Origin of the sequence: Mesorhizobium sp. CO1-1-11 (assembly GCF_020164995.1) — a bacterium.
GTDB lineage: Bacteria > Pseudomonadota > Alphaproteobacteria > Rhizobiales > Rhizobiaceae > Mesorhizobium > Mesorhizobium australicum.
Map to the genome: position 1 here is coordinate 184472 of NZ_JAIUHE010000008.1, position 15473 is coordinate 199944.

Consider the following 15473-nt stretch of genomic DNA (forward strand, 5'->3'; position numbering starts at 1 on the left):
CGGCGGTTCGGGCAAAAACCGGTCCGTGGCCGTTGCGTTTCCGGCAGGACCATCTTTCAGCTTGATTAGCGGCATTCCGCCCGCTAACGAAGACAGACAAACAATAGACGAGGATGCCCCAAATGAGTGACACCGCAGAGCGCGTCAAGAAGATCGTCATCGAGCACCTTGGCGTCGATGCCGACAAAGTGACGGAGCAGGCGAGCTTCATCGATGATCTGGGCGCTGACAGCCTCGACACGGTTGAACTCGTCATGGCGTTTGAAGAAGAATTCGGCGTCGAGATCCCCGATGACGCGGCCGAGACCATCCTGACGGTCGGCGATGCGGTGAAGTACATCGACAAGGCTTCGGCCTGACGCTTTTCGCAGTCGTCACCGGGGAGGACCTGCGATGAGGCGTGTCGTCGTCACGGGCCTTGGCCTGGTTTCGCCGTTCGGTATGGGCTTCGAGCACGGCTGGAAGGAACTGCTGACCGGCCGCAGCGCTGCCAAGCGCGTCACCGAGTTCGAGGTGGACGATCTTGCCTGCAAGATCGCCCACGTCATTCCGCGCGGCGACGGCTCCAACGGCACGCTCAATCCCGAAGCCATTCTTGAGCCGAAGGAACTCCGCAAGATCGGCGACTTCATCCTGTACGGGATCGCGGCCGCCGATGAAGCGCTGAAGGATTCCGGCTGGCAGCCTTCAACCGAGGAGGAGCGTTGCGCCACCGGTGTGCTGATCGGCTCCGGTATCGGCGGTCTTGAGGGCATCGCCGAGAACGCGATCATCCTCAAGGAACGCGGCCCGCGACGCATCAGCCCGTTCTTCATTCCCGGAAACATCATCAATCTCGTGTCGGGCCAGGTTTCGATCCGGCACGGGTTGAAAGGCCCCAACCACGCTGTCGTCACCGCTTGCTCGACCGGCGCGCACGCCATTGGCGACGCCGCCCGGCTGATCATCTTCGGCGATGCCGACATCATGCTGGCTGGCGGCGCCGAATCGCCGGTGACCCGGCTGTCGCTCGCCGGCTTCGCCGCATGCCGGGCGCTGTCGACCGAGCGCAACGATACCCCGCAAACGGCCTCGCGGCCCTATGACCGTGACCGTGACGGTTTCGTCATGGGCGAGGGCGCCGGCGTCCTCGTGCTGGAGGAGCTTGAGCATGCCAAGGCGCGCGGCGCCAAGATCTATGCCGAGGTGACCGGCTACGGCCTGACCGGCGACGCCTATCACATTACCGCACCGGCTGAAGATGGCGATGGCGCTTTCCGTTGCATGACGGCGGCGTTGAACCGGGCAAAGCTTACGCCGGCCGATGTCGACTACATCAATGCGCACGGCACCTCGACCATGGCCGATACGATCGAACTCGGCGCCGTCGAGCGGCTGGTCGGCGATGCGGCGTCGAAGATTTCGATGTCGTCGACCAAGTCGTCGATCGGCCATTTGCTGGGAGCGGCAGGCGCGGCCGAAGCGATCTTTTCGATCCTCGCCATCCGCGACAATATCGCACCGGCGACCATCAATCTCGACAATCCAGAACGCGAAACCGCTATCGACCTGGTGCCGAACAAGCCACGCGCCCGCCAGATCGACGTGGCACTGTCCAATTCCTTCGGCTTCGGTGGCACCAACGCCTCGCTCGTCTTCCAGCGGTATAATGGCTGACGGTCCGGTTACCGGGCAATGCTTTGGCGTGTCGTCAATTTTGCCATATTCGCCCCTACTCTGCCGCAGGGGATTCGTTGAGAGATCGAACGGTAGGGCGACATGAACACTAATCCGTCGGGCAACGGAGAATTCGGGCAAAGGCCGGCGAACACCGGGCCGATCGTGCCGAAGACGGCCAGCGAAGCCTTGCGGCCGGAAGCCGGAACACCGCCGCCGAAACGCTCGCGTGCTTCGCGCAGCCAGGTCGTCGTGTTCATGAACTTCGTCATCTCGGCGGTGATGCTGATCGTTCTGGCGGCGGGCGTGGCCCTCTATTTCGGCAAGCAGGAGTTTACCGAACCCGGCCCATCCGCCAATGGCGACACTTTCCTCGTCAAGCCCAGCACCGGCGTCCAGGACATTGCCGACCAGCTCGAGCGCCGCGGATTGATCAGCGACGCCCGCGTATTCCGCCTCGGGGTGCGTGCCTTCGGCAACGATTCCGCGCTCAAGGCCGGTGAGTACGAGATCAAGCCCAGGGCATCCATGCGCGACATCATGGAACTGCTGAAGAGCGGCAAGTCGGTGATGTATTCGCTGACTATTCCCGAGGGGCTGACGGTCGAGCAGGCCTTGCAGCGCATCGCCGACGAACCGGCTTTGAGCGGCGATATGCCGGCGAAGACACCCCCTGAAGGCAGCCTTGCCACCGACACGCTACGCTTCACGCGTGGCGCAACGCGTCAGCAGATGGTCGACAAGCTGCTCGCCGATCAGAAGAAACTGGTCGATGAGGTGTGGCAGCGGCGCGCGCCGGATCTGCCCCTGGCCAGCGTCGAGGACTTTGTCACCCTGGCCTCGATCGTCGAGAAGGAAACCGGCAAGGGCGACGAACGCTCGCGCGTGGCCGCCGTCTTCCTGAACCGCTTGGCCAAGGGCATGCGCCTGCAGTCCGATCCGACCATCATCTACGGTCTGTTTGGCGGCAAGGGCAAGCCGGCGGATCGCCCGATCTATCAGTCCGACATCCAGAAGCAGACGCCTTACAACACCTATGTGATCAGCGGCTTGCCGCCGACGCCCATCGCCAATCCGGGCCGCGCGGCCCTCGAGGCCGTGGCCAACCCGTCGAAGACCGACGATCTCTATTTTGTCGCCGACGGCACGGGCGGTCACGTCTTTGCTTCGACGCTGAACGAGCATAATGAAAACGTCGCCCGCTATCGCGCGCTGCAGAAGAAGCAGGCCGATGAGGCAGCCAAGGCCGCTGCTGCCGCCGGTGCCAGCGGCAGTGCCGACAAGCCAGCTGACGACAAGCCTGCCATTGACAGCGGCACCGATGGCGACAATGGCGATGCTGGCGGTGATGCAGGCGCGGCCCAGTAAGGCGAAGAAAAGCGTTGCCTGGAAGGCGGCGGCCTGACATTTGAAGGAACGCCAGGCGTCCAATTTCGACGTATTCGCGGAATGGTCATTTTAAGTTAAGCCGCACTCGTCCCTCCGGAAAACCGGTTTCGGGGTGAGGCGCCAGGGATGTGCAGGCGACATGAATTTGCAGAGCATGACCGGTTTTGCGCGCGCCGTCGCCGAGCATGACGGCACCTCCGTTGCCTGGGAAGTCAAATCCGTCAACGGCAAGAGCGTCGAGGTGCGGTTGCGGCTGCCTCAGGGGTTCGAGCGGTTGGAGCCTGTGCTTCGGCAAACGCTGCAGAAGCGTTTCGCGCGCGGCAACTTCCAGGCGACGCTGACCATCGGCCGTGCCGCCGGCGCGCAGGCGCAACCTGTGGTCAACGAGGTTTTTTTGAAAGATCTTGCCGGCCTGGCCAAGCGATTGCAGGAACAGTTCGGCGTTGCGCCCGCAACGGCTGACGGTTTGCTGTCGCTGCGTGGTGTGCTCGACGTTCCCGAAACCATCGAAACCGACGAGGCGCGGGCCGCGCTCGACACCGCCATCATGGCCGCGCTCGACGTGGCGCTGAACGGCCTGGAACAGGCCCGGCAGGGCGAAGGTGCCGCATTGGCCCTGCTTTTGTCCGGTCATATCGACGTCATCGAGACACTGACCCTGCGCGCGGAAGCGGATCCGTCGCGCGATACGGCGGCGATCCGCGAACACATCGCCGAGCAGGTCAGGCTGTTGATGGATGCATCCGCCAATCTGGATGCAAGCCGATTGCACATGGAGGCGGCGTTTCTTGCCACCAAGGCCGATATTCGCGAGGAGATCGACCGGCTGAAAACGCATGTCGCGTCTGGCCGGGCCTTACTCGAGGGCGGCGGCGCCGTTGGCCGCAAGCTCGATTTTCTGGCACAGGAATTTAACCGCGAATCGAATACGCTGTGTTCGAAGTCGAATGCCGCCGCCGTCACCGCGATCGGACTGGAACTGAAGGCGGTCGTCGACCAGTTTCGCGAACAGGTCCAGAATCTGGAGTAGCCGATGGTTGCCAAGGAACCGATGGTTGCCAGGGATTTGGGGTCCCGCATCCGCCGCCGGGGGTTGATGCTCGTCCTGTCGTCACCATCGGGTGCCGGCAAGTCGACGATCGCTCGCAACCTTCTGGAGAGCGATTCCAGCCTCGAACTGTCAGTCTCGGTCACCACAAGGCCTCGCCGCGGCTCGGAAATCGAGGGCGTTCACTACCATTTCCGCACGATGCGCGAATTCGAGCGGCTGCGTGATTCCGACGCGCTGCTCGAATGGGCCGAGGTGCATGGCAATTGCTATGCGACGCCGCGTGAACCTGCCGAACTGGCGCTGGCGCAGGGACGCGACATGCTGTTCGACATCGACTGGCAGGGCGCCCAGCAGCTCAAGGAGAAGATGCGCGCCGACATCGTCTCGATCTTCATCCTGCCTCCGTCGATGAAGGAATTGAAGGCGCGGCTGAAGCGCCGCGCCGAGGATCAAGAAGCGGTGATCGAGACGCGGCTGAAGAACGCCCGCAACGAGATCGAGCACTGGAAGGAATATGACTTCGTCATCGTCAACGACGATCTAGACCGTGCTTTCGCCGAAGTGCGCGGCATCGTCGTGGCAGAGCGGCTGCGCCGCGACCGCCGGCCAGGTCTTTTCGATTTCGTGTCGGGCTTGCTGGACGAGAAGACGGATTGACCGCTTTTTTCCTTCTCCCGGATAGCCCTGCGTGAGCGGCGAGAACAGAGCTACACTGCATTGGTCAGCCGCACGAACTCCTCGACGCTAAGCGTTTCGGCGCGTCGTGTCGGGTCGATCCCCACTCGTTCGAGCAAGGCCTCGCCGCCGAGGCTTTTCACGCTTTGCCGCAGCATCTTTCGGCGTTGGCCGAAGGCGGCTTCCGTGACCCGAGCGAGTTTCTTCACATCGGCGGGCAGGGGTGTCGCGCGGGGCTCGAGATGCACCACCGAAGAGGTGACCTTGGGCGGTGGCGTGAAGGCCTGAGGCGGCACGTCGAAGGCGATCCTGGCCTGCGTGCGCCAGCCAGCGAGCACACCCAGCCTGCCATAGGCGTCGCTGTCGGGCGCTGCGACGATGCGCTGGGCGACCTCACGCTGGAACATCAATGTCATGGAGGCGTAGAAGGGCGGCCAGTCCGTGACCGTCAGCCATCTGACCAGCAGTTCCGTGCCGATATTGTAGGGCAGATTGGCCACGATCCGCACCTGCCCGCTATCTCCAGCCGCCTCCGCGGCGAGGGCGGCGAAGTCGGTCTTCAGCGCGTCGCCCGAAATCACCTCCAGCCGGCCGGGGTAATGAGCCGAGACTTCGGCAAGCGCTGCCAGGCAGCGTTCGTCGCGCTCTATGGCGACGACCCGGCGGGCGCCGTTGGAAAGCAGCGCCCTCGTCAGCCCTCCGGGCCCGGGCCCGACCTCGATCACCGTGGCATTTGTCAGGTCGCCGGCGCTGCGCGCGATCTTGCCTGTCAAATTGAGGTCGAGCAGGAAGTTCTGCCCAAGCGCCTTTTTCGCCTGCAGTCCATGACGCTCGATGACGTCGCGCAGCGGCGGCAGCCCATCGATGCTCATGCGGCCGCCGCGCTTGCGTCGGTGTCGGCGAGTTTTCTGGCGAGCTTCAGCGCCGCGATCAGGCTGTCGGGCCGCGCAATGCCCTTGCCGGCGATGTCGAAGGCGGTGCCATGGTCGGGCGAGGTGCGGATGAAGGGCAGCCCCAGCGTGACGTTGACCGCCTCGTCGAAGGCCAGCGCCTTGGCCGGGATCAAGGCCTGATCGTGATACATGCAAAGCGCCACGTCGTAGCCCGCCCGCGCCCGGGCATGGAACAGCGTGTCGGCGGGCAGGGGGCCGAAAGCATCGATGCCTTCGGCGCGCAGGATGTCGACCGCCGGGCGCACGATGTGCTCGTCTTCCGTGCCCATGGAGCCGCCTTCGCCGGCATGCGGATTGAGGCCGGCAATGGCGAGCCGCGGCCTGGCGATGCCGAAGCGGCTGGCAAGGTCGGCCGCGGCGATGCGCGCGGTCGCGACGATCAATTCGGTGCTCAGGACCTTCGGCACCTCGGCCAGGGCGATGTGGATGGTGACGGGAACGGTGCGCAGGTCGGGGCCTGCCAGCATCATCACCGGCATCGCCTCGACGCCGCTGTGCCGAGCCGCGAGATGCGCCAGATATTCGGTGTGGCCGGGAAAAAGGAAGCCCGCATCATAGAGAGGCTTCTTGGCAATCGGGCAGGTCACGACGGCGGCGGCCTCACCGGCAAGGCAGGCGGCGACCGCACGGTCGATCGCTTCGATGGTGCCGGCCGCATTGGCCGGGTCCGGCCGGCCGGGGCTGTCGATGAAGCGCGCCGTCAACGGAACGATCGGCAAGGCGTGGCCAAAGACCTCGATCGCCTGCACCGGCGTCACCTCCTGGACGGGCAGCAAAACGCCAAGGCGGCGCGCCCGCGCGGCGACCACAGCCGGGTCGGCCAGCAGATAGAACGCAGGCAAGCCGACAGCGTCACGCGCAAGGAAGGCGGCGATGGCTATTTCAAGGCCGATGCCGGATGGGTCGCCGACACTCAACGCCAGCGCGGTCATCGCGCTACTCACGTCAGCGCTTGACGATGCGGGCTTTGGCCTTCAGTTCGTCGACATATTTCTTGCTGAGATCGTCGGCGGCCTTGTCGTTGGAGCCTTCGCTCTGGAACACCATCTGGGCGGTCTTGTCGTCGGACACTTCGCGCGACGAGCAGATGCCGATGAATTCGACGCCGCGTTCGGTCTCGCGCGTAACGGTGGCGCCGCCGACCTTGGTCGCTTTGATCTGCTCGGCCCAGTCTGGCGGCAGTTGCGGCGCCAGAACCCGGCCGAGATCACGAACCGTGACGTCGATCAGGCCCTTGGCGAACTCGCGCGTCGTGTTGCAGCCGTTGAAGCGAGCGCGCATGGCGTCGGCCTCGCGCTTGCGCTTGGCCAGCGTCGCGCTGCGTTCGGCCGCCGGCACTACGAAGATGACCTGCTGCAGCATGTATTCCATGGCGCTCGGCTTGGCGCCGCCCTTGTCGAGCATGCGTCGCACCGCGTCCTGTTCGGTCACGCTGCCGCCTTCGCCGGAACGGTAGCGCGCGCTCAAGGCCTGGTTCCAGGCCATCTGGGCGCGGATGAACTCCTTGAAATGGTCCTTGCCGACGCCGGATTTTTCCATGACGCCGTCGAGCTGGCCGCGCTGCATCTTGTTGTTGGTGGCAAAGCGCTGATAGGCGGCCTCGACCTGTGCATCGCTGATGCGGATACCAAGCCGCCTGGCCTCGGCGAGCCGCAGCGTCTGGTCGATCATTTCCTGGCCAGCATCACCCTTTTTGCGCTGCAGCTTCAGGAAGGCGGCACGATGGGCGATATCACCGGTGGTGATCGGTATGTCGTTGACGACGTATTTGATCTCGCTGGCGAAAGCCGGCGGCGTCATGACGGTCATTGACACGGATGTCGCCGCCACAAGCAACGCGAACCCTGCTGAAAAGAGGTATTTCCTCATCCTTGGCATCCCAATTCTATTCCCGGCTCCGCCCGTTCCGTCCCCTTCCGGATGCGCGAATCCGTGCCAGCCCTATGCGGCGAAACGATGTCGCCGCCTATTGGATGGTGTCGACTCCGTTGCTCGACGAGCCGAAGTCGCCGAGGGTGCGGAACGAGAGGTTGAATCCGATGCTTTGCGTCACTTCCCTGGTGTTCAGGTCACGCGACTGTGCGTACGTCATCAGATAGGTGAAGCAGGAATCGTTGTAGGCGAAGCCCACCCCGTCCTTAACCAGCAGGCCCTCCTGCAAATCGTAGGTTCCTGTCCCGAACACGCGCCAGTTCTCGGCAAGATGCGTGGATGCGCCGAGCGTGACCTCGTGACGGTCGGTGGTGAAACCGTAGAGCGGCTGGGCCTGGATGAAGGCATACTTGGCGCTCAACGACACCGGCAGGCCGGAATAGGCAGCTTTCAGCTCGGCGCGGCGGATCTCGAAGCTCTGTTCGTCGAACCGGCCGCTGACCGAGGCCGCGAATCCATTGGGGCTGGTTATGCCAAACAGGCCGACATAGTCGGACTTGGTGGTCTCAAGGCCTGAATTTGCGCCGACATTGACCAGGTCGGGGGCCGCGAAGGAGTTCTCGCCGCCAATCTGATAGGATTGGCCGAAGATGGCATTGGTGCCCCAGCCATTGATGTAGGAGCCGGAATAGCGCAGCCCGACATTGGCACGCGAGCCGCCCTCGATACGGTCATAACCGGAGAACTTGTCGCGCTCGAACAGCGTGGTCGCATCGAAAACCATGCTCTGCGCGTCTTCATTGGGAATGGAAAGGCCGCCGACATACTGTTCGTTCGGACGCAGGAACACCTGTGCCATCGGCTCGACAACGTGGCTCGACCCGCTGGCCAGCGAGAACAACAGGGGCCAGCTCATCTCGAGCCCGGCGGTCGCCATGTAGCGGGCAAAGGACGAGCGCATGTCTTCGCTGGTATTTATCACAGGGTTGGCGGCCATCTCCTGAATGGCCGCAAGCGAAGCTGATGAAGCGCGGACGTAATCAACGTCGCCCTGGAATGCCAGCAGCGGTGTCAATACCAGCCCATCATCGGTGACGAAGCTCCGTTTCCACTCGGCCTCGGCGGTGAGGCGGCCGGACTCGCCTTCGATGCCGCGCACGCGCTGAGCAAGCGTAGAAGAGTCGTATGGCGTGTTGAAAGCCTCGTCGAGATCTTCGCGGCGGATGACGCGCGTGTTGACGTTGAGCGACAACTGGCCGCCGGCGACCGATGTGTCGGGGATATAGGCATAGTCGAGCGAGGGCAGCACCCAGGGCTGCTGGCCACTTCTCGCGGCGGCATTGTCGTTGGGCGTATCTTCCTGGACCTCGAAATGCATGGCGCGCACGTCGAAATAATTACGGTCGTTGAGACCAGTCAGGTAGACCGAGGACTGATGGACATACGAATTGTACTTGGCGATGTTGTAGGTATTCGAGAAATTCTTATCGGTCTGCAGCAACACGTCCCAGCCGAAATTCCAGCGTTCGTTGATGGCGAACTGCCCTTGCGTGCCCATCATGCCGCGGAACTTGTTCGGATCGCCCACCGCGCCGGAATCGATATTGTGGCCAGCGGTCGAGGGGAACGCGGCGCTGTCGAGGAAGTCGTCCGGATTCTGCTGCTGGATCCCGGCAACCTTGAATGTGTATTCGCCGTTGTTGAAGCGCTGGCGCCATTCGGCTTCGCCGAGGAAGCCCTGCTTGGTGTAACCGCTTCCGGTCACCGTCAGGTCATATGTCGGCGAAAGGGCGAAATAATAGGGAACCTTGACGCTATACCCCAGATGGCTGTTGTAGCCGATGCTGGGGATCAGGAAGCCACTCTTGCGCTTCACGGTGGGATCGGCGATCTCGAACGCCGGCAGGTAAGCCAGCGGAAAGCCGAAGAACTCGAAATTCGCGTTCTCGAAGCGAACCGTCTTCTTCTCACCGTTCCAGATGATCTTCCTGGCTTTGACGCGCCATGTCGGCGCCTTGTCGGGCTTGTCCTCGCACGGTTCGCAAGCGGTGTAGACGCCATTGTGGAAGGTGGTCAGCACGCCGCCCATGCGTTCGGCGCTTTCGGCGGCGAAATAGGCCTTGTCGACCGTTTCAACGCGCAGCGCGTTGACGAAACCGTCGGCGAAATCGTCGGTGATGTCGATGTGCTGCGAATTGATCTTGGTGCCGTCGCTGTTGACGATCTCGACATTGCCGCTGGCAACCATCCGCTTGGTGTTGCGGTTGTAGACGACCTTCTGGGCGACGAGGCGGTTGCCGCCGTAGTCGATCTGCACGCCGCCGACGGCGGTCACGGTCTGGTTGTCGTTGTTGTATTCCAGCGTGTCGGCGGCCAGCAGCATCTGCGAACCGGATGGAACGGTGGTCGCCAAGTTGCCGACCTCCTGCGCGAAGGCCGGCAGCGGGACGCCGCAGGCAAGCAGGCACGCCAAGGCGCTCGCCGCATAAAGGCGCGCCAAATGGGCCTGCCTGTCGCTGGGCAAAAACGCCTCCCTCACTAGCCGTCTTCCTTGTATAGCAGGAAAGTCACCCCGAAGAACATAGCTACCACGACCGGCACCCAGGCGGCTATGGCAGTCGGCACGAACCCCGCCACGCCGAACGCCTTCACCAGCACCGAAACGACATAAAGCAGAAACCCGGCAACGACGCCACCCAGAATCATCGTTGCCGATTGTCCCATCCTCGCAAATCGCATTGAAACTGTTGCAGCAATCAGCGTCATGGCGACGAGCAGGAACGGCAACGCCACCAGCGAATCAAACTGCATGGCAAAGGCATTTGCCTTGAGGCCGAAGGAACGGGCAACCTCGATTTTTCCGGGCAGGTCATAGAAGGGAATTGTCTCCGGGCGCGCCAGCCGCTCCTGCACGAATTCCGGCTTCAGATTGGTCGGCACACGATCGCTCGCGACGGGCTGGATGGTGCCGTTCCTGAAGGTCTTCACATCCTGCAATTCCCAATAGCCGTCGCGCAGGTAGGCCCGTGCCGCGTCCTTGCGCTCGACGATGTTGCCTTGCTGGTCGAGGATGAAAAACACGGCGTCGGCCATCTCCAGGCCCTGGTCGAGGATAGCCCGCGCGCCGATGATCGTGTCGCCGGAACTGGTTTTCTGGCGAATCCAGGGCGCGGCATCTGCTGAAACGGTATTGGACTTGCCGGAGCGCAGCTCGGTCTCGATCTGTTCGGACAAGGAGAAAGCGTGGGCGGCAAGCGGGTTGATGATCCCGACCGACACGACGCCGAACAGCAATGCGCCGATGCAGCACGGCAAAAGGAACTGCCAGGCGGAGACACCCGCGGACCGCGCGATGACGAGTTCGTAACGCCGGTTGAGCGAAACCAGCGTCGCCATCGCCGAGAACAAGCCGACAAACGGCACCGTCTGCAGCATGATCATGGGCATTCGAAGGCCTGAAATGGCCATCGCCGTCCCATAGGTGAAGCCCGGCAGGCCAGTGGTGCGGCCCGACAATTCCGTGAAATCGATCAGGAACACCAGCGCCAGAAGGCCGATGAAGAACCAGATCGTGATCGCCACGTAACGGAAGAAGAAGTAACGGCCCAGCGTCCAGCCCATCAGCCGACTCCCTGGCCCGAGGTGTCGCGCCTGGACAAACGAGACTTGAGGGCATTCCACCCGTCACCGATGCGGCTGGCCAGGTTTGTCATCCAGTCCGCCCAGGCAACCGGCAGTTCCATGGTCCGGTTCGACACGATGAACCAGATCGCCACCGCGGAAGCCGCGATCGGTATGCCATACACCACATAGGAATATTGCGGGACCTCGTCGGCCTTGCTTGCGGCGAAGAACCCCAGCCAGCGTACGAACAGCGATATCGCGATGGCGGTGATCAGCGGATTGACGCGCGCCTCGCGATGCGAACGCGCGTCTCCCGCGACCGCGAGCGCGATCAGTGCGAAAACCATGGAGTATGTCCATTCCGAAAACCGCTGGTCGATCTCCGCCCGGTACTCCTGCGGACTTTGCTGGTAGTTCTTGTCGTTGGGGCTTGGATTGAGCAGGTACTGGGTGGTCTGGTCTTTTGGCAGGAGCGTCACCTGGTTGGCCGCCGACATGAAGGCCGACATGTCGAAGGCATAGGACGTGAACCGGATAACACTGAGGTCGCCTGTCAGCGTCTTGCGATGGATGACGCCGTCATTCATCATCAGCACCTTTTCGCCGCCCCGCTCGATGATGCTGCCGGTCTTGGCATAATAGACGAGATTGACGCCTTCCTCACGGGAATCGGCGACGAAGATGCCACCCAGCCGGTTGTCGGGAAGCCGCTCGCCAATCTGCAGGAACAGTCCTTCCTCGATCTTGCGGAAGGTGCCTTCCTGAATGATCAGCGACAAAAGGTCGGCGCGCGACTCCGCCACCAGGGCGCGGTTCTTCTGTCGTGCATAGGGGTCGATGCCGTTGTCCACGGCGAATGAAAAGACGCTGGCGGCCAGCGCCAGCAGCATGATCGGCCGCACGATGGTCCAGCGCGAGGCACCCGATGCATTGACCACCGCGAGTTCCGAATCCGAATTCATCACGCTGAGTGTCTGCGCGACCGCCACCACGAGCGCGAAAGGCACGACGATCGGAACGATGGAAGGGAGAATGAGAGACGCGACCTCGAAGAAGGTCAAGGCCGACTGGCCGCTGTCCGTGACCAGATTGATCTTGGCCAGCACCTGCGTCGTCCACACGATGGCCAGCGTCCAGACCAGCGCTGCGATGAAGACAACGAAAGTGCGCCGCATGATGTAGCGTTCAATGACCTTCATGAAGGCTTTACTCGATTTTCTCGAACGGCATCATGCCACCACGCTAAGGGTAGCTGTCCGGCGACGCCCGCACAACTGGCTCCGTTGGGCTGCATCAGGCAGGCGATCTGGTTCCCGTCCCACGTCGCGTGCCGCAGCGGATCGGAGTGTCGGCGGCAATGGATAAGAAAGGACGAACATCGATGGTTAACAACAGGTTGCGGCATGAAGCGGGGCCGTGCCGCGACGAATCGCCTTCGATTCCACGTCTCATATGGGTAGCCATTTTGGCAAAGTCTTGCCAAATGCCGGAAAACGACCAAATGTCGCGGATCACTTCAAACCGCTTCGCGCAAAGTCGCCCAATCCCCGAAAGCAGGACATGATGAACCCGAGACCGTCGATCGCCTTTGCGAAATTCGCCGCGCCCCAGGCGGCGGCGAGCAGGAAGGGCACGGTCTTCGTGCTGTCGGCGGATAATGGCGGCCTGAGCGATGCGGCCAGGGCTTACGATCCGGGCAAGACGCTGGATCGGGCTTTCCCGATCGCCGAGTTTACCGGCAAGCTCGCCGGCATCGTCGAAATCCTGGCGCCGGAAACGACGTCGCTCGACAGGTTGGTCGCGATCGGCGCCGGCAAGGTCGCGGGGCTCGACGAATATGCCTGGCTGAAGCTCGGCGGCACCATTGCGGCATCGCTGCGCAAGGCAACCGACGTGGCCGTGGTGCTCGACCTGGCCGGCGCTTCGCCCGATGGCAAGGACGCCGCGAACCTCGCGGCGGGCATTCTTTTGCGCAGCTATTCCTTCGACAAGTACAAGACCAGGAAGGATAAGGACGACGGCCAAGGGGGCGGCCAAGGGAACGGTAAGCCCGATCCGAAAAAGCCGGTCAAGGTGACCATCCATACCGCCGACCCCGCAGGCGCCAAGAAAGCTTTCGCCGATGCCGAGGCGGTGATCGACGGTGTGCTTCTGGCACGCGATCTCGTCAACGAACCGGCAAACGTGCTGGGACCTGTCGAGTTCGCCGCCCGCGCCAAGGAACTCGAGGCACTCGGCGTCAACGTCGAGATCCTGACCGAGAAGGAGATGAAGAAGCTCGGCATGGGCTCGCTGCTCGGCGTCGCGCAAGGCTCGCCCCGGGGCGCCCGCATGGCGGTCATGCAGTGGAACGGCGGCAAGCCGAAGGACAGGCCCGTCGCCTTCGTCGGCAAGGGTGTCACATTCGACACCGGCGGCAATTCGATCAAGCCGGCCTCGGGCATGGAGGACATGAAGGGCGACATGGGCGGGGCCGCCGCCGTGACCGGGTTGATGCATGCGCTTGCCGCGCGCAAAGCCAAGGCCAATGTCGTCGGCATCATCGGGCTTGTCGAAAACGCGGTCGACGGTCATGCCCAGCGCCCCGGCGACATCGTCACCTCCATGTCCGGACAGACCATCGAGGTGCTCAACACCGACGCGGAGGGGCGCCTCGTTCTGGCCGACGCGCTGTGGTACTGCAACGACCGCTTCCAGCCGAAATTCATGGTCAACCTGGCAACGCTGACCGGCGCCATCATGGTTGCGCTCGGCCTGCATTATGCCGGCCTGTTCTCCAACGACGACGAACTGGCGCAAAGGCTGACCGCGGCCGGACAGTCAACGCAGGAACGGCTGTGGCGCATGCCGCTCGGCGCCGAATACGACAAGCTGATCGATTCCAAGAACGCCGACATGAAGAACATCGGCGGCCGCTACGGCGGCGCGATCATTGCCGCGCAGTTCCTGCAGCGCTTCGTCAAGGACACGCCCTGGGCGCATCTCGATATTGCCGGGACCGCGATGGGCTCGCCGTTGAACGAGATCAACCAGTCCTGGGGTTCGGGTTTCGGCGTTCGGCTGCTGGACCGGCTGGTGCGTGATCACTACGAGAGCTGACGTTCGTCCATGGCCGATGTGCTGTTCTACCATCTGACCGAATCGACGCTGGAGGATGCGCTGCCGGGCCTGCTCGAGCGCAGCGTCGATCGCGGCTGGCGCGCCGTGGTGCAGACCGGCACCGAGGAGCGGCGCGACGCGCTCGACCAGCATCTGTGGACTTTCCGCGACGATTCTTTCCTGGCGCACGCGACCGATCGCGAAGCTTATCCCGGTGAACAGCCAATCCTGTTGACCACCGGCGAGGGCAATCCCAACCAAGCCAAGATCAGGTTCCTCGTAGACGGCGCGGCTCCGCCCGACCTCGGCGGCTATGAGCGTGCGGTGTTCCTGTTCGACGGCCATGACGCGGCCCAGGTCGAGATGGCCCGGGCGCATTGGAAGACGATGAAGGACGCCGGCCACGCCGTGACCTACTGGCAGCAAGCCGCGGACCGCCGCTGGGAGCGCAAGGCGTAGAGCAATTCCACGGAAAGTGTGGACCTATCCCGGGAAAAGCGCGCAGCGCCTTGCCTGGCGAATTGCGCTAGAACGAAGAGCAGTTCGACGTTCGCCTGGAACGATGAACAACTCCAGCCCGGCGGCTTTCGCGGAGGACGGTTCTAAAGCCTTGCCTTGATCCGTGTCTGTTTCCTGGTGACGTAGTCGCCGTATTTCAATTTCGCGGACTCGTCCGACCGGTTCCGATGCGAACTCCTGAAAACGTACCACTCGCCATCAGGCGACTTGCGCTTGTAGATCGCCTTGCCGGTCTGGCGATGCTCGAAGCAGGTCATTGAGCCCTTCACGCCCCAGGAGCCGTGCCATTGCGCGCGGTAGCACAACTTGCCGCCGCCGGGGATGAACCATATCCCGTCGCCATAGCCCGGCTGGCCCTTTTCCGTCGACCAGGCGTTAAATTGCCGCTGCCTGACGGCAAAGAACGCGGCCCCGTGATTGCCCCACATCCACGAACGGTTCTGATAGATCCGGTAGACGCCTTCGTCGGGCACCACGGCGCCCTTTTGCGCCTGCTCGGCGATTTTGGCCGCTGTCTTGGCTGTCGCGGGGACCTGTAAGGCAAGAACAAGAACGGAGCAGGCGAATGCCGCTCCAAGACAATTACCCAGCACTCGTTTCACGGAACTACTCCACGGACTGATTCACGCCACGCC

Annotated in this window: 14 protein-coding genes; 7 read left to right on the forward strand and 7 right to left on the reverse strand. The window is 62.9% G+C overall.

From position 1 onward, the window contains the following. Window positions 1-122 precede the first annotated feature (122 nt). The 5 genes from LB554_RS11610 (at window position 123) to gmk (ending at window position 4753) form a co-directional block, all read left to right on the forward strand. Complete coding sequence (locus tag LB554_RS11610; protein WP_006203723.1) at window positions 123-359, forward strand: acyl carrier protein; 237 nt, start codon at window positions 123-125, stop codon at window positions 357-359. A 34-nt stretch (window positions 360-393) separates the two neighbouring features. After that, a complete protein-coding gene (gene fabF / locus LB554_RS11615) occupies window positions 394-1656 on the forward strand; it encodes a beta-ketoacyl-ACP synthase II (RefSeq protein ID WP_023773396.1) in 1263 nt (420 codons plus the stop codon). Between the two features lie 102 nt (window positions 1657-1758). After that, entirely contained in the window at window positions 1759-3024 is a 1266-nt protein-coding gene (mltG, locus tag LB554_RS11620; RefSeq protein ID WP_140878613.1) for an endolytic transglycosylase MltG, read from the forward strand. A gap of 160 nt (window positions 3025-3184) precedes the next feature. Then, the gene (locus LB554_RS11625) at window positions 3185-4075 is read left to right on the forward strand and encodes a YicC/YloC family endoribonuclease (RefSeq protein WP_140878612.1); all 891 of its coding nucleotides are present in this window, start codon (window positions 3185-3187) and stop codon (window positions 4073-4075) included. A 21-nt stretch (window positions 4076-4096) separates the two neighbouring features. Continuing rightward, window positions 4097-4753, forward strand: coding sequence for a guanylate kinase (gmk, locus tag LB554_RS11630; protein ID WP_023773399.1), 657 nt, complete (start codon window positions 4097-4099; stop codon window positions 4751-4753). 50 nt (window positions 4754-4803) lie between these two features. Here gmk and rsmA read toward each other — a convergent pair whose 3' ends face one another. The 6 genes from rsmA to lptF all read right to left on the reverse strand — a co-directional run bounded on the left by rsmA (window position 4804) and on the right by lptF (window position 12419). Next, the gene (rsmA, locus tag LB554_RS11635; protein ID WP_140717935.1) at window positions 4804-5643 is read right to left on the reverse strand and encodes a 16S rRNA (adenine(1518)-N(6)/adenine(1519)-N(6))-dimethyltransferase RsmA; all 840 of its coding nucleotides are present in this window, start codon (window positions 5641-5643) and stop codon (window positions 4804-4806) included. Continuing rightward, window positions 5640-6656, reverse strand: a complete 1017-nt coding sequence (pdxA, locus tag LB554_RS11640; protein WP_224584640.1) for a 4-hydroxythreonine-4-phosphate dehydrogenase PdxA — start codon at window positions 6654-6656, stop codon at window positions 5640-5642. Before pdxA ends, rsmA begins: the two co-directional genes overlap by 4 nt. 13 nt (window positions 6657-6669) lie before the next feature. Further along, window positions 6670-7602: a peptidylprolyl isomerase gene (locus tag LB554_RS11645; RefSeq protein ID WP_181171225.1), complete on the reverse strand. Its 933-nt coding sequence runs from the start codon at window positions 7600-7602 to the stop codon at window positions 6670-6672. Window positions 7603-7690: 88 nt separating this feature from the next. After that, window positions 7691-10135 (reverse strand): LPS-assembly protein LptD, encoded by a 2445-nt coding sequence (locus LB554_RS11650; RefSeq protein ID WP_224584641.1) that lies wholly within the window; start codon window positions 10133-10135, stop codon window positions 7691-7693. Further along, a complete protein-coding gene (gene lptG / locus LB554_RS11655) occupies window positions 10135-11220 on the reverse strand; it encodes an LPS export ABC transporter permease LptG (RefSeq protein WP_023795292.1) in 1086 nt (361 codons plus the stop codon). The genes LB554_RS11650 and lptG overlap by 1 nt, the downstream gene beginning before the upstream one ends. After that, window positions 11217-12419 carry an LPS export ABC transporter permease LptF gene (lptF, locus tag LB554_RS11660; protein WP_015318495.1) on the reverse strand — a complete coding sequence of 401 codons (1203 nt, stop codon included), beginning with the start codon at window positions 12417-12419 and terminating at the stop codon, window positions 11217-11219. The genes lptG and lptF overlap by 4 nt, the downstream gene beginning before the upstream one ends. 364 nt (window positions 12420-12783) lie before the next feature. Here lptF and LB554_RS11665 point away from each other — a divergent pair, with 364 nt between their 5' ends. Together LB554_RS11665 and LB554_RS11670 are read left to right on the forward strand one after the other, a co-directional pair. Then, window positions 12784-14319, forward strand: coding sequence for a leucyl aminopeptidase (locus tag LB554_RS11665; RefSeq protein WP_224584643.1), 1536 nt, complete (start codon window positions 12784-12786; stop codon window positions 14317-14319). 9 nt (window positions 14320-14328) lie between these two features. Next, window positions 14329-14778 carry a DNA polymerase III subunit chi gene (locus LB554_RS11670; protein WP_141907129.1) on the forward strand — a complete coding sequence of 150 codons (450 nt, stop codon included), beginning with the start codon at window positions 14329-14331 and terminating at the stop codon, window positions 14776-14778. 143 nt (window positions 14779-14921) lie between these two features. Here the strand turns inward: LB554_RS11670 and LB554_RS11675 are convergent, their stop codons facing one another. Further along, window positions 14922-15440, reverse strand: coding sequence for a DUF995 domain-containing protein (locus tag LB554_RS11675; RefSeq protein WP_224584645.1), 519 nt, complete (start codon window positions 15438-15440; stop codon window positions 14922-14924). Window positions 15441-15473 lie beyond the last annotated feature (33 nt).

What these genes read in the sequence shown, in the direction of transcription:
- LB554_RS11610 (WP_006203723.1), top strand. Translation starts at nt 123, where the DNA reads ATGAGTGACACCGCAGAGCGCGTCAAGAAGATCGTCATCGAGCACCTT.
- fabF (WP_023773396.1), top strand. Translation starts at nt 394, where the DNA reads ATGAGGCGTGTCGTCGTCACGGGCCTTGGCCTGGTTTCGCCGTTCGGT.
- mltG (WP_140878613.1), top strand. Translation starts at nt 1,759, where the DNA reads ATGAACACTAATCCGTCGGGCAACGGAGAATTCGGGCAAAGGCCGGCG.
- LB554_RS11625 (WP_140878612.1), top strand. Translation starts at nt 3,185, where the DNA reads ATGAATTTGCAGAGCATGACCGGTTTTGCGCGCGCCGTCGCCGAGCAT.
- gmk (WP_023773399.1), top strand. Translation starts at nt 4,097, where the DNA reads ATGGTTGCCAGGGATTTGGGGTCCCGCATCCGCCGCCGGGGGTTGATG.
- rsmA (WP_140717935.1), bottom strand. Translation starts at nt 5,643, where the DNA reads ATGAGCATCGATGGGCTGCCGCCGCTGCGCGACGTCATCGAGCGTCAT.
- pdxA (WP_224584640.1), bottom strand. Translation starts at nt 6,656, where the DNA reads ATGACCGCGCTGGCGTTGAGTGTCGGCGACCCATCCGGCATCGGCCTT.
- LB554_RS11645 (WP_181171225.1), bottom strand. Translation starts at nt 7,602, where the DNA reads ATGCCAAGGATGAGGAAATACCTCTTTTCAGCAGGGTTCGCGTTGCTT.
- lptF (WP_015318495.1), bottom strand. Translation starts at nt 12,419, where the DNA reads ATGAAGGTCATTGAACGCTACATCATGCGGCGCACTTTCGTTGTCTTC.
- LB554_RS11665 (WP_224584643.1), top strand. Translation starts at nt 12,784, where the DNA reads ATGAACCCGAGACCGTCGATCGCCTTTGCGAAATTCGCCGCGCCCCAG.
- LB554_RS11670 (WP_141907129.1), top strand. Translation starts at nt 14,329, where the DNA reads ATGGCCGATGTGCTGTTCTACCATCTGACCGAATCGACGCTGGAGGAT.